This is a genomic window from Streptomyces sp. NPDC059002 (assembly GCF_042740435.1).
Lineage (GTDB): Bacteria > Actinomycetota > Actinomycetes > Streptomycetales > Streptomycetaceae > Streptomyces.
Genome location: NZ_JBHYJI010000043.1, coordinates 62,550 through 80,644, shown reverse-complemented (window position 1 = coordinate 80,644; position 18,095 = coordinate 62,550). Strand labels below are relative to the sequence as shown.

At 70.5% G+C, this 18,095-nt stretch carries 12 protein-coding genes; 4 read left to right on the top strand and 8 right to left on the bottom strand.

Annotated elements, in window-relative coordinates; genetic code table 11:
• Nucleotides 1-101: 101 nt before the first annotated feature.
• From ACFWZ2_RS30760 to ACFWZ2_RS30745, 4 genes are all read right to left on the bottom strand, one after another.
• Nucleotides 102-2,645: a [protein-PII] uridylyltransferase gene (locus ACFWZ2_RS30760; protein ID WP_384551193.1), complete on the bottom strand. Its 2,544-nt coding sequence runs from the start codon at nucleotides 2,643-2,645 to the stop codon at nucleotides 102-104.
• A gap of 53 nt (nucleotides 2,646-2,698) precedes the next feature.
• Nucleotides 2,699-3,037 (bottom strand): P-II family nitrogen regulator, encoded by a 339-nt coding sequence (locus ACFWZ2_RS30755; protein ID WP_190084750.1) that lies wholly within the window; start codon nucleotides 3,035-3,037, stop codon nucleotides 2,699-2,701.
• On the bottom strand, nucleotides 3,034-4,392 hold the full coding sequence (locus tag ACFWZ2_RS30750) for an ammonium transporter (protein ID WP_384551191.1): 1,359 nt from the start codon (nucleotides 4,390-4,392) through the stop codon (nucleotides 3,034-3,036). The genes ACFWZ2_RS30755 and ACFWZ2_RS30750 overlap by 4 nt, the downstream gene beginning before the upstream one ends.
• 348 nt (nucleotides 4,393-4,740) lie before the next feature.
• Nucleotides 4,741-6,213 (bottom strand): hypothetical protein, encoded by a 1,473-nt coding sequence (locus ACFWZ2_RS30745; RefSeq protein WP_384551189.1) that lies wholly within the window; start codon nucleotides 6,211-6,213, stop codon nucleotides 4,741-4,743.
• 460 nt (nucleotides 6,214-6,673) lie between these two features.
• On the opposite strand from ACFWZ2_RS30745, the gene ACFWZ2_RS30740 reads away from it, so the two are divergent.
• The gene (locus ACFWZ2_RS30740; protein ID WP_384551188.1) at nucleotides 6,674-7,336 is read left to right on the top strand and encodes a bifunctional DNA primase/polymerase; all 663 of its coding nucleotides are present in this window, start codon (nucleotides 6,674-6,676) and stop codon (nucleotides 7,334-7,336) included.
• A gap of 105 nt (nucleotides 7,337-7,441) precedes the next feature.
• Here ACFWZ2_RS30740 and ftsY read toward each other — a convergent pair whose 3' ends face one another.
• On the bottom strand, nucleotides 7,442-8,674 hold the full coding sequence (ftsY, locus tag ACFWZ2_RS30735) for a signal recognition particle-docking protein FtsY (RefSeq protein ID WP_384551186.1): 1,233 nt from the start codon (nucleotides 8,672-8,674) through the stop codon (nucleotides 7,442-7,444).
• A 193-nt stretch (nucleotides 8,675-8,867) separates the two neighbouring features.
• Between ftsY and ACFWZ2_RS30730 the strand changes: the two genes are divergently transcribed.
• The 3 genes from ACFWZ2_RS30730 to ACFWZ2_RS30720 all read left to right on the top strand — a co-directional run bounded on the left by ACFWZ2_RS30730 (nucleotide 8,868) and on the right by ACFWZ2_RS30720 (nucleotide 12,067).
• Nucleotides 8,868-10,340, top strand: coding sequence for a purine-cytosine permease family protein (locus tag ACFWZ2_RS30730; RefSeq protein ID WP_384551184.1), 1,473 nt, complete (start codon nucleotides 8,868-8,870; stop codon nucleotides 10,338-10,340).
• 271 nt (nucleotides 10,341-10,611) lie between these two features.
• Nucleotides 10,612-10,968 (top strand): hypothetical protein, encoded by a 357-nt coding sequence (locus tag ACFWZ2_RS30725; protein ID WP_384551182.1) that lies wholly within the window; start codon nucleotides 10,612-10,614, stop codon nucleotides 10,966-10,968.
• Nucleotides 10,969-11,083: 115 nt separating this feature from the next.
• On the top strand, nucleotides 11,084-12,067 hold the full coding sequence (locus tag ACFWZ2_RS30720; protein ID WP_384551180.1) for an LLM class flavin-dependent oxidoreductase: 984 nt from the start codon (nucleotides 11,084-11,086) through the stop codon (nucleotides 12,065-12,067).
• 52 nt (nucleotides 12,068-12,119) lie between these two features.
• Here ACFWZ2_RS30720 and ACFWZ2_RS30715 read toward each other — a convergent pair whose 3' ends face one another.
• From ACFWZ2_RS30715 to ACFWZ2_RS30705, 3 genes are all read right to left on the bottom strand, one after another.
• Nucleotides 12,120-13,544, bottom strand: a complete 1,425-nt coding sequence (locus tag ACFWZ2_RS30715) for a sugar porter family MFS transporter (protein WP_384551178.1) — start codon at nucleotides 13,542-13,544, stop codon at nucleotides 12,120-12,122.
• Nucleotides 13,545-13,788: 244 nt separating this feature from the next.
• On the bottom strand, nucleotides 13,789-17,340 hold the full coding sequence (gene smc / locus ACFWZ2_RS30710; RefSeq protein ID WP_384551176.1) for a chromosome segregation protein SMC: 3,552 nt from the start codon (nucleotides 17,338-17,340) through the stop codon (nucleotides 13,789-13,791).
• A gap of 219 nt (nucleotides 17,341-17,559) precedes the next feature.
• On the bottom strand, nucleotides 17,560-17,763 hold the full coding sequence (locus ACFWZ2_RS30705; protein ID WP_098245029.1) for a hypothetical protein: 204 nt from the start codon (nucleotides 17,761-17,763) through the stop codon (nucleotides 17,560-17,562).
• Nucleotides 17,764-18,095 lie beyond the last annotated feature (332 nt).

The window sequence follows — 18,095 nt, the reverse complement described above, 5'->3', positions numbered from 1 at the left end:
CGGCAAACACTGACCGAGGCATCCGCCACGGGATAGCGAGTACGCACATACCCCCACGGCCCCGCCCCAAGAACAACGAGAAGGCGCCCCCGCCAGCACCCTCACCCCCGCAAAACCCCCTCGACCCCCCGAGCCACCCCCACCGCCCGCTCCCCCGACAACGGCGCCCCCTCAACCCCCGTCACATAGAACGCATCCACCGCATTCGCCCCCAACGTCGACACATGCGCACTCCGCACCACCACCCCCGCCGCCTCCAACGCCCGCCCGATCCGGTGCAGCAGCCCCGGCGCGTCCTGCGCCCGCACCTCGATCACCGTCGCGACCCGCGACCCCGCCGACGCCACCGTCACCCGGGCAGGAGGCGCCACGGTCCCCCGCCGCCGGGGATACGCCGCGTCCCGTTCCGCGAGCCGCGCCGCGATGTCCAGCGACCCGTCCAGCGCCCGCACGAGATCGGCCCGCAACCGCGCCGCCTGCGGCAGTGACCCGTACTCCGCGGCGACCCGCCAGTTCAACAGCAGAACGGCCCCGTCCACCCCCGACGGCAGCGCGACCTCCCGAAGCTCCGCCGTCCGCACGGCAAGCCGATGCAACGCGAGCACCCCGGCCACCGCGGACAGCACCCCCGCCTGCTCCGGAACGGCGATCAGCAACTCCACCCCGAGCGGTTCAGGCTCCCCAGCACCCGAACCAGAACCAGAACCAGAACCAGCACCCGAGCCGAGATCGGAGCCAGAACCAGAACCAGAACCAGAACCAGAGCCAGAACCAGAACCAGCCCCCACCCCCACTCCCTCCGTCTGCGCCCGCAACGCCAGCACCGGCCCACCCGTACGGAACGCCTCCACCGCGAGCCGCTCCTGCTCCGCGGTCGGCGCCGCGTCCACGGTCTCCTCGGGCCCGTCGCCCGCAAGCACCGCCGCCACCCGCTTGACCAGATCGGCGACCAACGCCCCCCGCCACGCCGACCAGGCCGCGGGCCCGGTGGCCAGGGCATCCGCCTCGGTCAGGGCATGCAGCAGCTCCAGCGTCCCGACGGACCCGACCGCTTCGGCGACCCCGCGTACCGTCGCGGGGTCGTCGAGATCGCGCCGCGTGGCGGTCTCCACGAGGAGGAGATGGTGCCGCACGAGGCAGGCGACGACGGCCACGTCCGCCCGGTCGAACCCCACCCTCGCCACGACGTCCCGGGCGATGATCTCCCCGGCGACGGAGTGGTCCCCGGGCCACCCCTTCCCGATGTCGTGCAGCAGCGCCGCCACGAGCAGCAGGTCGGGCCGCCCCACACGCCGGGTGAGTTCGGCGGCCCGCACCGCGGTCTCCACGAGGTGTCGGTCGACCGTCCAGGTGTGGACGGCGTTGCGCTGGGGCCGGCACCGCACCCGCTCCCAGTCCGGCAGCATGCGCGTGATGAGCCCCTCGGCCTCCAGCGCCTCCCACACGTCGACGGTGGGCCGCCCCGCGCCGAGCAGCGTGACGAGCTGCTCGCGCGCCTCGGCGGGCCACGGCGTGGGCAGGGGCCGGGCCGCGGCCGCCATCCGCCGCACCGCGTGCAGCGACAGCGGAAGTCCGGCCTGCGCGGCGGCCGCGGCGGCCCGCAGCGGGAGCACGGGGTCACGTTCGGGCCGCGCGGCCCGGGCGAGCACCACCTCGCCGTCCTGCTCGACGACGCCTTCGGCGAGCGGCGTCCGCTCGGCGACCGCCCCGCGCCCGCCGAGCATGGCCCGCAGCCGCGGCCGCACGGCACGCGACCGGAGCACCCGCCCGACCTCGCGCCAGGTGACGTCGCTGGCGTACGAGACGACGCGCGCGGCCTCGTACACCTGACGCAGCAAGGTGTCGGCGTCCAACAGGCCGAGTCCTGCGGCGACTTGGTCCTGTTCCTGGAGGGCGAGCCGGTCGGTGGCCCGGCCCGTGGCGAGGTGCAGCGCGTCCCGTACGTCGAGGAGCCGCCGCCGCGCGTCGGCGAGCCCTTCGCGCGGGGCGTCGGCGAGCCAGGACGCGGCGACGGCCCGCAGCGCCGTGGCGTCCCTGAGGCCGCCCCTCGCCTCCTTCAGGTCGGGTTCGAGGAGGTGGCTCAACTCGCCCTGCCGCTCGGCGCGTTCCTCGCACAGTTCGCGCAGTTCGGGCAGCCGCTTCGGGGCCTGGTTGCGCCAGTCGGCGAGCACGGTGGTGCGCAGCCCCGCGGTCAGCCCCAGGTCTCCGGCGACGTGCCGGGCGTCGAGGAGCCCGAGGTGCACCTTGAGGTCCTCGCCCGCGGCCTTGCGTGCCTGGGCGGGCGTACGGACGGAGTGGTCGAGGGCGAGCCCGAGGTCCCAGACGGGGTACCAGAGGCGGTCCGCGAGGGCGGCGAGCTCCGCGCCGTCCGCGCTGCCGTCGTGCAGGAGCAGCAGGTCGAGGTCGCTGCGCGGGGAGAGTTCACCGCGGCCGTAGCCGCCGACCGCGATCAGGGCGGTGCCGCGGGGCACCGCCGCGGCCGTGAAGAGTCCGGTCAGCCACTCGTCCGTGAGGTCGGAGAGCGCGGAACGGCGCGGCGGCCCGGACCGCGACTCCCCTTGGAGGAGCCGCAGCCGGGCCGCCGCGTAGCCGCTGGGTCCGGAGTCTTCCGATTCCGCTTCGGTTCGTACGTCCACACTCGTCACCCAGCAGCTCCTGTTCAGTCCTGCTCAGTACCGCTCAAACCCGCCCGGCCGGTTCACAGCGCGTCGGGGCCGCGCTCACCGGTGCGCACCCGCACGGCCGTGTCGACCGGGACGCTCCAGACCTTGCCGTCCCCGATCTTGCCGGTACGGGCGGCCTTGACCACGACATCGACGAGCTGTTCGGCGTCGTCGTCCTCCACCAGGACCTCGATGCGGATCTTCGGTACGAGGTCGACGGTGTACTCCGCGCCGCGGTAGACCTCGGTGTGGCCGCGCTGGCGGCCGTAGCCGCTGGCCTCGGTGACGGTGAGTCCCTGGATGCCGAAGGCCTGCAGGGCTTCCTTGATCTCGTCGAGCCGGTGCGGCTTGACGACCGCGGTGATGAGCTTCATGCGTCCACCTTCTTGTTCTTCTGCGCCGGTGCGCCGTCCGGGACGTGCGCGGGGGCGGCCGTCGTGCGGGGTGCGGTGCCGCCGCCCGCCCCGCTGAAGTCGTAGGCGGTCTCCGCGTGCTGCACCTGGTCGATGCCCGCGACCTCTTCGTCCTCGCCGACCCGCATCCCGATCGTCTTGTCGATGAGGAGGGCGAGGACCGCGGAGGCGATCAGGGAGTACGCGAGGACGGCACCGACGCCCGCGAGCTGTTTGCCCAACTGTCCCAGGCCGCCGCCGTAGAAGAGGCCCTGGGCCTTCGACTGCCCGCCGCCGGTGGCGAAGAAGCCGACGAGGAGCGAGCCGACGACGCCGCCGACCAGGTGGACACCGACGACGTCCAGGGAGTCGTCGTATCCGAACTTGAACTTGAGGCCGACGGCCATGGCGCACAGCAGACCGGCGATGGCACCGATGGCGATGGCACCGAGCGGCGAACAGGAGCCGCCGGACGGGGTGATGGCGACGAGTCCGGCGACGGCACCGGAGGCGGCGCCGAGGGTGGTGAACGCGCCGTGCCGGATCTTCTCGTAGGCGAGCCAGGCGAGCATGGCCCCGGCGGTGGCGATCTGGGTGTTGATGAACATCAGCGCGCCGACGCCGTCGTCATTGCCGAGCCACGATCCGGCGTTGAAGCCGAACCAGCCGAACCAGAGCAGGCCCGCGCCGAGCATCACGAGCGGCAGCGAGTGCGGCCGCATCGGGTCCTTCTTGAAGCCGACGCGCTTGCCGATGACGAGGATGACGCCGAGGGCCGCGGCTCCGGCGTTGATGTGCACGGCCGTGCCGCCCGCGAAGTCGATGACGCCGAGTTCGAAGGCCCAGCCGCCGGTGCCCCACACCCAGTGGGCGACGGGGAAGTACACGATCGTGGCCCACAGGGCGATGAACAGCGCCCAGGCCGTGAACTTCACGCGGTCCGCGAGGGCGCCGCTGATCAGGGCGGGCGTGATGACCGCGAACATCAGCTGGAAGACGGCGAAGACGTAGACCGGGATGGTGTAGCCGTCCCAGAGCTGGTTCAGGCCGATGCCGCTCAGCCCCACGTAGTCGCTCTGCCACCCGAAGAGGCTGCCGTGGTCGGTGCCGAAGGCGACGGAGAAGCCGTACAGCACCCACAGGATGGTGACGATCCCCAGGCTGATGAAGCTCATCATCAGCATGTTCAGGGTGCTCTTGACGCGGACCATGCCTCCGTAGAAGAAGGCGAGGGCCGGCGTCATCAGCATCACCAGGGCGGAACAGATGAGCATGAACCCGGTGTTGGCGGCAGACAGCTCGGGGGCGTCTGCGGCAATCGTGATGCCTGGGGGCATCGGCGTCTCCTCGTCGTCGTATGCGGCCCGTGCGGGCGGACCCTGTGCGGTACCGAGGGGCCCCTGGTCCCGGGGAACTCGGGAGCCCCGGGAAGGGGTGGGCCGGTTATGCGCCAGACATTGACGCAGCGCGGTTTCGGCGGGGGCCCCTCGGTGTTTCACCGCAGTGACGAAGAGGTCGTACGTGTTACGCGCCCATGAACTGCCGGGTCACGCGGGGCGGGATTTCCTACCCTGCGCGGACGCATGGAACCGGCCGCGGCGGCCATCCGGCTGACCTGGCGTGGGGGGAGCCGAGTCGGGCTGTTAGGGATGGTCCTGCCGCGGCCGGAGCCGGTCGTGCCGGGGTCAGACCGCCTCCGCGGTCTCCGGCATCTCGATGGCGAGCCGCTCGGTGATCTGCAGGACCTCGGCGACGTCCCCGAAGTCGCGCACGGCGGTGTCGACGGTCTTGCGGAGCCGGGTGTTGACCCGCTCCGAGCGGACCTTCTTGGCGATGTCGAGGGCCTGCCCGGCGAGGATCGTGCTCTGCTCGGGCTCGCGCTGGAGCAGGTGGACGGTGGCCTTGCCGATGAGGTTCAGGGCGTACGAACGCTGGTGCTCGGCGTCCTTCCCGAAGAGCTCGACGGCGCGGTCCATGACGGGCTCGGCGAGCGAGGCGTAGGTGGGGCTGCGGCCCGCGACGTAGGCCAGGTCGCGGTACGAGTGGGCGTTCTCGCCGTTCAGCTCGGCCTCGGAGAAGAAGCGGATCCAGTCCGGCTCGGGCTCGTCGAAGTCGAGGGCGTCGGCGAAGGTGTCCTCGGCCATCCGCACGGCCCGCTTGCACTTGCCGGGCTGGCCCATGCTGGCGTACGCCCTGGCCTCCATCGCATACAGCATCGCCTGGGTGCGCGGGCTCGCGCAGTCACGGCTGCCGTACTGCGCGAGGTGGATGAGTTCGAGGGCGTCGTCGGGCCGCCCGAGGTGGATCATCTGGCGGCTCATGCTGGAGAGGATGTACGACCCCAGCGACTTCTCGCCCGCTTCCTTGGCGGCGTGCAGGGCGAGGACGAAGTACTTCTGGGCGGTGGGCTGCAGGCCGACGTCGTAGCTCATCCAGCCGGCCAGTTCGGCCAGTTCGCCCGCGACCTTGAAGAGGCGCTTGGAGGTGGCTTCGGGCTGGGGCTCCTGCAACAGGTCCGTCACTTCGTGCAGTTGACCGACGACGGCCTTGCGCCGGAGCCCTCCCCCGCACTGGGCGTCCCACTGGCGGAACATCACGGTGGTGGACTCGAGCAGGTCCAGCTCCGGCTTGGACAGGCGGGCCGGGCGGCGCGGCGCGGCGGGCTCGGGGTCCTCGTGCGGCGCCGACGGGGTGGGCACCAGCCAGCGCTGCATGGGTTCGATGAGGGCGGGGCCCGCGGAGAGCGCGAGCGAGGTGCCGAGGAAGCCGCGGCGGGCCAGCATCAGGTCGCTGCGCGAGAACTCGCTGATGAGTGCGACGGTCTGGGGTCCCGTCCAGGGCAGATCGACGCCGGAGGACGCGGGGGTGCGGTGGGCGGCGCGCAGGCCCAGGTCCTCGACGGCGACGACGCAGCCGAACCGCTCGGAGAACAGCTCGGAGAGGATGCGCGGAATGGGCTCGCGCGGATTCTCGCCGTCGAGCCAGCGGCGCACCCGTGAGGTGTCCGTCGAGATGTGATGTGCACCCAACTGCCGTGCCCTGCGGTTCACTTGGCGCGCCAGCTCGCCCTTGGACCAGCCGCTGCGCACGAACCAGGAAGTGAGCATCTCATTGGGGCGCTTCTCAGCGTTCATGCCGCCTCCGCCATTGCCGCCCACTGGAAGGCCCCCATCCCTCAAGACATCTGTTGTGCGCTGTCCACGCCTGTGCACTGTCCACCGCCTGTGCGCTGTCCACGCCAAGCCCTAACAGAATGCCGCCTATTGCGGCTGTCCGTCCGGAGAATGTCACCCATCGAACAGGAAACCGACTTGCCTCCGGCATACCCACGGGTGCTCGAACTCCCGGGGCCGTGCACTGAAAGTAATCCTACGATCACCCCTCCGGCGAGGGCGATCCCGGAAACGCCACCATTCGCCACCCCTTCGAATGAACTCCCTTGCCGCTACAAGCGATTCACTTGACATGGGACGACAGAAAGTGGGCGGAGCGGAGTGCGCCAGGGCGCATGACACCGGGCGCACCACCCGTGAGACCACCGGGCGCCGTCGCGAGAACAGAGGGTCACGATCCGATTCCGTCACGTAACCGCGGCACGCTCGACCCGTTGGAGGGGGCATGGGCTTCACGATCGGCGGCATCCGGGGAACCGACAAGCCCCGGACCGGATCACGGCGACGCGCTCGCGCGTCGGACTGCACCACAGTGGCGGAGTACACCGGCCTGTGGGGATGGACCGCGGTGCCCGGCGCCCGTGCACTGGACGGCGCGTGCTCATGCGGCACCGCCGAGTGCGCGGCCCCCGGCGCCCACCCGCTCGACTTCGCCCCCGAGGTCCCCGCGGGGGCGACACTCGACGAAGTGGCGGACGCCTGGGGCCAGTTCCCCGGCGCCTCGGTGCTGCTGCCCGTGGGCCGCACCTTCGACGCGATCGAAGTGGCGGAGCCCGCGGGGCGGCGGGCACTCGTGCGGCTGGAGCGGATGGGCCTTCCCCTGGGTCCCGTGGCGGTCACGCCGGACGGCAGGGCACAGTTCTTCGTCGCCCCCGGCGCCGCCACCGAACTCCCCCAGCTGCTCTACCGCATGGGCTGGGACGACGCCGCGCTCGACCTGCACGGCCTGGGCCCGGGCGACCACATCACGGCGCCGCCGTCCGACCGCGGCGGCCTCGGCCCGGTCCAGTGGCTCCGCCCTCCCGCGCTCGACACGGCGACGAACCCGCCGCAGGCGCGGCTGCTCCTGGGGACCCTGGCCTACGTGGCACACCGGTCCCCCGCATAACGCCACCGCGATACGGAAGGGCCCCCTCGCATCTGCACCGTGCGAGAGGGCCCTTCTTCGCGTACGACTGCGTACGACCGGTCAACGATCGCGTACGACCGATCGCTAGTCCCCGATGAGCGCGTCCACGAACGCCTCGGGCTCGAACGGCGCCAGGTCGTCCGCGCCCTCGCCGAGGCCCACGAGCTTGACCGGGACGCCCAGTTCACGCTGGACCGCGACGACGATGCCGCCCTTCGCGGTGCCGTCGAGCTTGGTCAGGACGATGCCCGTGATGTCGACGACCTCGGCGAAGACCCGCGCCTGCACCAGGCCGTTCTGCCCGGTCGTGGCGTCGAGCACGAGAAGGACCTCGTCCAGCGGGGCGTGCTTCTCGACGACGCGCTTGACCTTGCCGAGCTCGTCCATGAGGCCCGTCTTGGTGTGCAGCCGGCCCGCGGTGTCGATGAGGACGACGTCCGCGCCGTCCGCGATGCCCTCCTTGACCGCGTCGAAGGCGATCGACGCCGGGTCGCCGCCCTCGGGGCCGCGGACCGTGCGGGCGCCGACGCGCTCGCCCCAGGTCTGCAGCTGGTCGGCGGCGGCGGCGCGGAAGGTGTCGGCGGCGCCGAGGACGACCGAGCGGCCGTCGGCGACGAGCACGCGCGCGAGCTTGCCGGTGGTGGTGGTCTTGCCGGTGCCGTTCACGCCGACGACCATCACGATGCCGGGCGTCTCCAGGCCCGACTCGGTCTTCACGGCACGGTCGAAGTCGGTGCCCTCGCCCGTGCCGAGGAGCGTGAGGAGCTCCTCGCGGAGCAGGGTGCGCAGTTCCTCCGGGGTGCGGGTGCCGAGCACGCGGACGCGCTCACGCAGTCGCTCCACGAGCTCCTGGGTGGGGGCGACGCCGACGTCGGCGGTGAGGAGCGTGTCCTCGATCTCCTCCCAGGTGTCCTCGTCGAGGTGCTCGCGGGACAGCAGGGTGAGCAGTCCCTTGCCGAGCGCGTTCTGCGAGCGGGAGAGGCGGGCACGCAGCCGGACCAGGCGTCCCGCGGTGGGCTCGGGGGTCTCGATCTCCGGCGCGGCCGGCTCTGCGACGACCGGCTCCTCGACGACCGGGGCCGACGCCGACGGCTCGGCGAGCGGGAGTTCCACCTCCTCGATCGTGCGGCGCGGTTCGTCGCGCGGCGTCTCGGCCTCGTCGCCGACCTGGGGTTCGGCGGAAGGGGCGGTGATGGTGGGCGTGCTGGACGGGGCCTGCGGGGGCAGCTGCTTCTTCTTGCGGCTGCCGATCACGAGCCCGCCGAGCGCGCCGATCACGACCACGGCGATGACTACAGCAAGGATGACGATTTCCATAACCCACCCAGTATCGGCCATGGCCCCACCAGAGGCCCAGATTGTGTTTTCCTCCAAAGAACATAAGCCCAGCGAGGGCACTACTCGGACTAAAGTACGATGGAGCTCCCCGCATCAACGCGCGTAGAGTCCATCGCGATCACTCCCCCACCGGTCTGCGACGACGCACACCGAGCGAGAGGCACCCCGCACCATGAGCAAGACATCCGCTCCCCAGGCCGAAGGCGCCGTCGAGACCCGAGGCATCGAGCCCGTCCCCGACGCCGAACGACACGGCCGCGTGAGGGAGCTCTTCCCGACCTGGGTGGCTGCGAACATCAGCGTGCTGCTGCTCACCATGGGCGCCGCCCTCGTGGTGAACAACGGGCTCAACTTCTGGCAGGTGCTGATCTGCGCCGCGGTGGCCTCGGTCGTCGCCTTCGGCATGGTCGGCGTGCTCTCGGTCTCCGGCAAGTGGGGCGGAGCGCCCGGCGCGCTGCTCTCCCGCGCCGCGTTCGGCGTCCGCGGCAACTACTTCCCGGGCGCGATCCTGTGGGTGGCCCGGTTCGGCTGGGAGACGATCAACGCGGTCACGGGCGCATACGCGATCCTGACCGTCCTCGACCTGCTGTTCGACGTCAAGAGCAACAACGTCCTGATCGTCGTCACGCTGCTCGCCTTCGTCGCCGTCACCTTCCTGGTGAGCGGCATGGGCCGCAAGGCGCTCAACGTGTGCAACAAGTGGTCGACGTACCTCTTCGGCCTCTTCAGCATCCTGGTGCTCATCTACCTGATCGCCAACATGGACTGGGACGCGATCTTCTCCAAGGGACCGGGCAGCACGGCGATGCTGATCGCGGGCATCGGCACCATCGCCGCGGGCGGCATCAGCTGGGTGCCCACGGGCCCCGACTTCGCCCGCTACCTCCCGCACGCCGCCTCCGGCAAGAAGATCGTCTCCACGACCATCTCCGGCGCGGCGCTCGTCCTGGTCCCGATGGTCCTGATGGGCGGGGTCATGGCGGTCTCCGACCCGAAGCTGGCCGGGCAGAACACCGACCCGATGTCCTTCCTCGGCGGACTGCTTCCGACCTGGCTCGCGGTGCCGTACCTGATCACCGCGCTCGTCGGCATGCTGCTGATCAACAGCCTCTCGATGTACTCGGCCGGCTTCACGGCGCAGACCATGGGCGTGAAGCTGCCGCGCGCGATGGCGGTCTCCATCAACGCCGTGATCAGCCTGGTCGGCGGCCTCTTCATGATGCTGGTGGCCAAGGACTTCATCGGCCAGTTCATCACCTTCCTCACGCTGCTCGCCGTGTCGTTCTCCGCCTGGATCGGCGTCTACGCCGTCGACATGGCCCGCCGCTACCGCCGCGCCGTCCGCTACCACGCGGACGACCTGATGAACACCGGTCGCACCAGCCGCTACTGGTACACCGGCGGCTACTGCTGGCAGGCGATGACGGCCTGGGCCGCGGCCCTGATCGTGGGCCTGTGCCTCACCAAGGTCCAGTGGTTCACCGGCCCGCTGGCCACCACCTGGGTCGGCCGCAACGGCCTCGGCTGGGCCGCCACCATCGCCGTCGCCGCCGTGCTCTTCGCCGTACTGCCGACGCCGCGCGAGAACGCACCGCAGTCCGCCGAGGCCGAGGCCAGCGAGGACCGCGCCACCGCCACCGCCTGATGGCCTACTGCTGGTCGGATGGGGCAGCCCCACCCCATCTGACCAGCCGATACAGCAGTTAGAGTCCTCCCCGACCATGGAATTGAAGGACCAGAAGGGCATTCACATGCTTAATCGGGGAGTGGCTCGGCTCGCAGTGGCCGGCTTGGCCGCTGCAAGCTGTCTCACGCTGATCACCGCACCGGCCCAGGCCGCCACAGGGACGCCCTCGGTCGTCGCACGCAAGCACGTCCCCATGGACTGTCCGCGCTCCGGTCGCCTCATGTGGTGGATGACCACGACGACCACGGGCACCTGCACCTCCCTGGGCAACGGCAAGCTCTACTTCGCGATGTCGCAGATCCAGGAGAAGGCCAGGCGCCAGAAGCTCCGGGTCGTCTACGACAAGCGGGGCGGCAGCCCGGCGAAGATTGCCCTCGGCTACAAGCAGGCCAACAAGCTGCACTGGACCAACCCCCGGACGGTGAAGAAGGGCCAGGCGGTGGACTTCACCTGGCGCGGCCAGAAGAACAAGTTCCAGCCGAGCCGCGGGTACTTGAAGATGTACACCTCCTCCGGCACCAAGACGTACGAGACCCCGCTGTTCAGGTGCGACGGCCCCGCCGGCTGCCCGGTCCTCGGCTGGTGACCGTGCGGTTCCCGCTGATCCGCACCAACTTCCGTACGCCACTACCCATCTGACGTCACGTCAACTAGCGTCCCCCTTCGCCGCCGCCCACCCTCGGTGAAGGGGGACGTTCTTCATGCCCGTCACAGTCGTACGCTTCAACCTCGTCGATCCCGCGGCGACGCCCGCCTCGCTGAACGCGCGCTATCAGGCCGCCCTGGAGATGGCCGCGTACGCGGACGACCGCGGCATCTCCACCATCCAGACCGAGGAGCACCACGGCGCCGAGAACAACTGGCTGCCCTCTCCCTTCGCCTTCGCGGGCGCGGTCTTCGGCGCCACCCGGCGCATCGCGGTGACGGTCTCCGCGATCATCGGCCCGCTGCACGACCCGCTGCGGCTCGCCGAGGACATCGCCGTACTCGACCTGCTGAGCGGCGGCCGACTCGTCACGGTCGCGGGCATCGGCTACCGCCCCGAGGAGTACGAACAGTCCGGCGTCGACTGGAAGCGGCGCGGCAAGCTCCAGGACGAGCTCCTGGAGACACTGCTCAAGGCCTGGACGGGCGAGCCCTTCACCTTCCGCGACCGCACCGTGCGCATCACCCCGCGCCCCTTCACCCAGCCCCACCCGATGCTCCTGGTCGGCGGCTCGTCGAAGGCGGCGGCCCGGCGCGCGGCCCGGCTCGGCCTGCCGTTCTTCCCGAGCGCGCATCTGCCGGACCTCGAGGCGTACTACACCGCGCAGCTCGCGGAGCACGGCACCGAGGGCTGGACGATGATGCCCGCCGCCGAGACCCCGCTCCTGCACATCGCCGACGACCCCGACCGGACCTGGGCCGAGCACGGCAGGCACTTCCTGCACGAGGCGCGCACCTACAACTCCTGGCAGAACAAGGACATCCGCTCGGCGGTGAAGTCGACGGCCACGACGGTCGACGAGCTGCGCGCGGAGGGCGTCTACCGGGTCCTGACGCCCGACGAGTGCGTGACGTACGCGCGGAGCGACACCGGCAGCCTGATCCTGCACCCGCTCTCCGGCGGCATGCCCGTCGACGAGGGCTGGCGCAGCCTGCACCACTTCTGCGAAAACGTACTGCCCCGGCTCAAGGACACGTAACAACACGTCCTGAGCCGGGGCAGCTTCCTGAAGAGGAGGGGCAGCGGGGGGTTTAGCCCATCTCCTCCAGGGCCTTGCCCTTCGTCTCCTTGACGAACTTCATGACGAAGGGGATCGAGATGGCGGCGAACGCGCCATAGATGATGTACGAGCCGGTCAGGGACCACTCGGACATGCTCGGGAAGGTCTTGGTGATCGCGAAGTTGGCGAGCCACTGGGCGGACGCGGCCACACCGAGCGCCGCGGCGCGGATCCGGTTCGGGAAGATCTCGCCGAGCAGCACCCAGACGACCACGCCCCAGGACAGGGCGAAGAAGAGCACGAAGGCGTTGGCGGCGATGATCGCGGTCAGGCCCTGCGCGTTCGGCAGCGAGACGGTGTCGCCGGAGCCGGTCTTGTACGAGAACGCCCACGCCATGGTGAACAGCGCCACCGCCATGCCCGCGGAGCCGATGATCGCCAGCGGCTTGCGGCCGATCCGGTCGACGAAGATCATCGCGATCACCGTACCGATGATGTTCACGATCGACGTCTCGAACGAGTACAGGAACGAGCTGGACGGGTCCTTGCCGATCGACTGCCACAGCTGGTTCGAGTAGTAGAAGATCACGTTGATGCCGACGAGCTGCTGGAAGACCGAGAGCCCGATGCCGATCCAGACGATCGGCAGGAAGCCCACCTTGCCGAGCAGGTCCTTGAACGACGGCTTGTGCTCGCTGCGCATGCCCGCCTCGATCTCGGCGACGCGCGCGTCCAGGTCGATGGTGTGCCCCTCGACCTCACCGAGGACCTTCTTCGCCTCGACGTCGCGGCCGACCGAGATCAGGAAGCGCGGCGACTCCGGGATGATGAAGGACAGCAGGCCGTAGAGGACGGCCGGGACGACCATGACGCCGAGCATCCACTGCCAGGCCTCGAGGCCCATCAGCTTGCCGCGCTGGTCGCCGTCGGCCATGTTCAGGATGCCCCAGTTGACCAGCTGGGAGACGGCGATGCCGATGACGATGGCGGCCTGCTGGAACGAGGCGAGCCGGCCACGGTAGGCGGGCGGCGCGACCTCGGCGATGTAGGCCGGGCCGATCACCGAGGCCATGCCGATGCCGATGCCGCCGATGAGGCGCCACACCGTCAGGTCCCAGGCCGCGAAGGGCAGGGCCGAACCGATGGCGCTGGCCGCGAAGAGCACGGAGGCGATCTGCATGCAGCGGATGCGGCCGATGCGGTCGGCGATCCGGCCGGCGACCGCGGCACCGACGGCACAGCCGAGCAGCGCGGTGGCGATGATCCAGCCGAGCATGTTGGCGTCGACGTCGAAGCGGTGCTGGATGGCGACCGTCGCGCCGTTGATCACCGAACTGTCGTAGCCGAAGAGGAAGCCACCCATCGCGGCGGCCGCCGTAATGAAGATGACATGGCCCAGATGGTCCGGCTGGGCCTCTCGGGCTCCGGACTGTGGCGCCTGCGATGTGCTGGTCACATGTACTCCTCGGGCCACCGGCAACGCTGCCGGGGGTGGGGGCGAGCTCTTCAAGTGGCGCACAACTTCACGCCGCCCACCACCTGAAGGTAAAAGCAACGTTGCAGAGACTATGCCTTCAAGTTTCGAAGTCAATAGGTGGACTGCTGTGAATTTGAGAGCAGCACGAGGCTACGTACGTTCAAGTCTTGAACTCTTGAAGTGATGTGCGCCGGACCCCGCGGCATGATCCGCCGGACAGGCCCTAGCGGAGCCGCTGGCTGATCACCTTGGAGACGCCGTCGCCCTGCATCGAGACGCCGTAGAGCGCGTCCGCGACCTCCATCGTGCGCTTCTGGTGCGTGATCACGATGAGCTGCGAGGCCTCCTGCAGCTCCTGCATGATGCGGATGAGCCGCTGCAGATTGGTGTCGTCGAGCGCCGCCTCGACCTCGTCCATCACATAGAACGGGCTGGGCCGGGCCTTGAAGATCGAGACGAGCAGCGCCACGGCCGTCAGCGACCGCTCGCCGCCGGAGAGCAGCGAGAGCCGCTTGACCTTCTTGCCCGGCGGACGCGCCTCGACGTCGACACCCGTGGCAAGCATGTTGTCGGGATCGGTCAGGATCAGCCGTCCCTCACCGCCGGGGAAGAGCCGCGAGAAGACCCCTTCGAACTCCCTGGCCGTGTCGTGGTAGGCCTCGGTGAAGACCTGCTCGACGCGCTCGTCGACCTCCTTCACCACCTGGAGGAGGTCGGCGCGGGTCTTCTTCAGGTCCTCGAGCTGCTCGCTCAGGAACTTGTGGCGTTCCTCGAGCGCCGCGAACTCCTCAAGGGCCAGCGGGTTCACTTTTCCGAGCTGTTGGTACGCCCGTTCGGCTGACTTGAGGCGCTTCTCCTGCTCGCCGCGGACGAACGGCACCGGCTTGTTGCGCGGGTGCGCCGGGTCCTCGGGCAGCTCCTCGCCCTCGGCGGGGGGCGAGGGCGGTACGGGCTGGTCGGGGCCGTAGTCGGCCACGAGTCCCGCCGGTTCCACACCGAGCTCCTCCAGTGCCTTGGCCTCCAGCTGCTCGATCCGCAGCCGCTTCTCGGCACCGAGTACCTCGCCGCGGTGGACCGAATCCGTCAGCTTGTCGAGTTCGGCCTTGAGGTCCCTGCCCTGGTTGCGCTCGGCGACGAGATCGCGCTCGCGCACCTCCTTGGCCCGCTCGGCGGCGGCACGTTCCTCCTGCGCCCGTACGAGAGACACCTCGACGTGGGCGAGCAGCTGGCGTCCGCCGGAGGCGACGGCCTCCGCGACGGCCGCCTCGTGGCGGAGCCGGGCCTTGCGCTGTTCGGCACGCGCGCGTGCCTCACGTTCGGCGCGCGCGGCCCGGTCGAGGGAGTCGGCGCGGCCCGCGAGCCCCTTCACCCGCTCCTCGTGCGTACGCGCCTGGAGCCTGGCCTCCATCTCGGTCTGCCGGGCGTTGGCCCCGTCGGCGGCGAGGCGGTCGCGCACCGAGGTGTCGGGCTCCTCCTCGGACGGCGCCTCCTCGGCCACCGCAAGCCGTTCGGCCAGCTCCTCGGCCTCCTCGACCGCCCTGTCCAGCGCGTCCTGCGCCGTGGCGGCAGCGGCGGCGGACCGTTCCGCCTCGCCCGTGGCACCGCGCGCCTGACCGGCGAGCCGCCCCAACTGCTGAGCCACGGACGACTTCTCCCGGTCCGCGGCCCTGCGCCGCTCCCCCAACTCCTCGACGAGCGCGGCACATTCCTTGCGCCGCTCCCCCGTACGCTGCTGCGCCTCGGCCAACTCCTCGCACTGCGCCGCGAGTTGCTCAAGTTCGGCGGCGGCCTCGTCGACCGACGCCTGCACTTCGAGCAGGCTGGGCGCCCCCGCGGAACCGCCGTGCGCGAAGTGCGCCCCGAGCAGGTCGCCCTCGGCGGTGACGGCGGTCAGCTCCGGATGCGCGTAGACCAGGTCCTCGGCGTCCTCAAGCGTCCCCACGGCGACGATCCCGCGCAGCAGCCGCCGCACGGCGGGCATCAGTTCGTCGGGTCCGCGCACCAGATCGGCGACATACGGCGGTCCTTCGGGCCGCTCCGGCTGTACGTCATCGGGGGCACCGCCGAGCAGCAGCGCCGCGCGCCCCGCGTCCTGCTTGCGCAGCAGCCGGATCGATTCGGCCGCCGTGCTCGGACCGCTCACCGCGATCGCGTCGGCACCGGCCCCGAGCGCGGCGGCGACCTGCACCTCGAAGCCGGGGGCGACGGTGAGGAGTTCGGCGGCCGGGCCGAGCAGCCCCGTCAGCTGTTCCCTGGCGGTGAGCAGCGCGCCCGTGCCGTCCTTGCGGCGCAGGCCGAGGGCGAGCGCGTCGTGGCGTGCGGCCACCGCGGCCCGCTTGCGCTCGGCGCCGGTCGCCGCCTCCCGTGCCGCGGTGAGGGCCGCGTCGGCCTCGGCGAGGTCCCGCTTCGCCGCGTCGTGCCGCTCGCCCAGCGCCTCGTCGTCCGCGTCGAGCCCGTCGACCTCGGCCTTGAGCTGCTCGTACTCCTCCTGCGCGGCGACCGCTCGCTCCGCGGCCTCGTCCCGCGCGACGGCGAGCCGGTCGATCTCGGCCTGCGCGGACGCGGCCCGCGAACGCGCCGCGTTGACCTGCCCGCCGAGCCGTGCGAGCCCTTCGCGCCGGTCGGCGATGGCCCGCGCGACGTCCTTGAGCCGCCGCTCCTCGACCGCCAACTCCCGTTCGAGCTCGGCCCGGTGGGCGACCGTGTCGTCCAGGGCGTGCTCGGCCGCTTCGAGCGCGGCCGTCAGCTCGGCCTCCTGCTCCCTGATCCGGGCGGCCTCGCGCTCCATGTCCTCGGGGTCGCGCCCGCGCCGCTCCTCGGGGGGCGCCGCGGTGGCGCTCTTGACCCGGGCGTCGGCCAGCGAGACGGTGCCGCGCACCCGCTCGGCCAGCTGCGAAAGGTCGTACCAGGTCTGCTGGGCCCGCTGCAGGCGCGGCGTCAGGCGCCGCACCTCCTCCTCCAGCTGGGCCTCGCGCTGCAGGGCGGCCCTGAGCTCGGCCTCGGCGCTCTCCTTGCGTTCCTTGAGCGCGGCCTCGTCGGCGACCTCCGCGGTCAGCGCCGCACGCAGCCGTACGAGATCGTCGGCGAGCAGGCGCAGCCGGGCGTCGCGCAGATCGGCCTGGATGACGGCGGCCCTGCGCGCCACGGCGGCCTGCCGGCCGAGCGGCTTGAGCTGGCGCCGCAGCTCGTCCGTCAGGTCCTGCACGCGCGCGAGGTTGGCCTGCATCGCGTCGAGCTTGCGCAGCGCCTTCTCTTTGCGCTTGCGGTGCTTGAGGACGCCCGCGGCCTCCTCGATGAACGCGCGCCGCCCCATCGGGTCGGCGTGCAGCACCCCGTCCAGCTGTCCCTGCCCGACGATGACGTGCATCTCACGGCCGATGCCGGAGTCGGAGAGCAGTTCCTGGATGTCGAGGAGGCGGCAGGTGTCGCCGTTGATCTGGTACTCGCTGCCGCCGTTGCGGAACATGATCCGCGTGATGGTGACCTCGGCGTACTCGATGGGCAGCGCGCCGTCGGAGTTGTCGATGGTGAGGGAGACCTCGGCCCTGCCGAGCGGGGGCCGCCCGGTGGTCCCGGCGAAGATGACGTCTTCCATCTTGCCGCCGCGCAGCGACTTGGCGCCCTGCTCGCCCATGACCCAGCTCAGCGCGTCGACGACATTGGACTTGCCGGAACCGTTCGGTCCGACGACGCAGGTGATGCCCGGCTCGAACTTCAGCGTCGTGGCCGACGCGAAGGACTTGAAACCGCGCAGAGTCAGGGCCTTGAGATGCACGCCGTCGGACTCTACCTTTCACTGACCGTTTCACCCATGAAGGTGCAGGGCACATCAGACGGTAAAGGAAGCAGCGTACGCGGGGGCAAGAAAGAAGGGACGCCGAAGCGTCCCTTGCAGATCTGGAGACAAGCGGCTGACACGGACAGCCCGACCACTCGTTGCCTACGAGGTGCCTTTGCTGGAAGGCGCCTTGTGCGTACTTGAATCGAGCAGTGGTCAGGTGAGCGCAGGCTCCGCCTGGGGTACGTCGATGCTCTCCAGGAGCGATTCGTGAGAAGCGGCAGCCGCCAGCGCGTCGTTCTCGGCCTGGATCCTGACGAGCTCGGATTCCAGGTCCTGGACGCGCTGCTGGAGCCGTCGCATCTCGGCGAGGAGTCGCGGGTCGCTGCCGCCGACGTAACCGAGAAGCGCCTTTGCCATGATGGATGGTCCTCCACACTGAGTGACCGACCGAAGCGGTGTGGGTCGTGAGGGAATCGCACCCGCGGTGCTTGGCACTCTTTGTACTTGCTGGGTCTTGCTGGCCGTTCTCACATGCCAAACAGCTAAGGTGCGCGGGGCTTCCAGAGTCTCACCAAAAAGTTTGACGGTCAACACGATCACACCCCGTATTGGCGGGCGACCCGGGGGCGCGCGGCCTCGGAACGGGCGGCGCTGCTACTCCTTCGGGGCCCTGGGGGCGTGGAGATCATCCTTACCTGGGGAGCCTGCCACGACAAGCGGTTCTTGGCAACCACCAGGTCTTTTCTGCC

What these genes read in the sequence shown, in the direction of transcription:
- ACFWZ2_RS30725 (WP_384551182.1), top strand. Translation starts at nt 10,612, where the DNA reads ATGACCACGACGACCACGGGCACCTGCACCTCCCTGGGCAACGGCAAG.
- ACFWZ2_RS30730 (WP_384551184.1), top strand. Translation starts at nt 8,868, where the DNA reads ATGAGCAAGACATCCGCTCCCCAGGCCGAAGGCGCCGTCGAGACCCGA.
- ACFWZ2_RS30720 (WP_384551180.1), top strand. Translation starts at nt 11,084, where the DNA reads ATGCCCGTCACAGTCGTACGCTTCAACCTCGTCGATCCCGCGGCGACG.
- ACFWZ2_RS30755 (WP_190084750.1), bottom strand. Translation starts at nt 3,037, where the DNA reads ATGAAGCTCATCACCGCGGTCGTCAAGCCGCACCGGCTCGACGAGATC.
- ftsY (WP_384551186.1), bottom strand. Translation starts at nt 8,674, where the DNA reads ATGGAAATCGTCATCCTTGCTGTAGTCATCGCCGTGGTCGTGATCGGC.
- ACFWZ2_RS30750 (WP_384551191.1), bottom strand. Translation starts at nt 4,392, where the DNA reads ATGCCCCCAGGCATCACGATTGCCGCAGACGCCCCCGAGCTGTCTGCC.
- ACFWZ2_RS30740 (WP_384551188.1), top strand. Translation starts at nt 6,674, where the DNA reads ATGGGCTTCACGATCGGCGGCATCCGGGGAACCGACAAGCCCCGGACC.
- ACFWZ2_RS30705 (WP_098245029.1), bottom strand. Translation starts at nt 17,763, where the DNA reads ATGGCAAAGGCGCTTCTCGGTTACGTCGGCGGCAGCGACCCGCGACTC.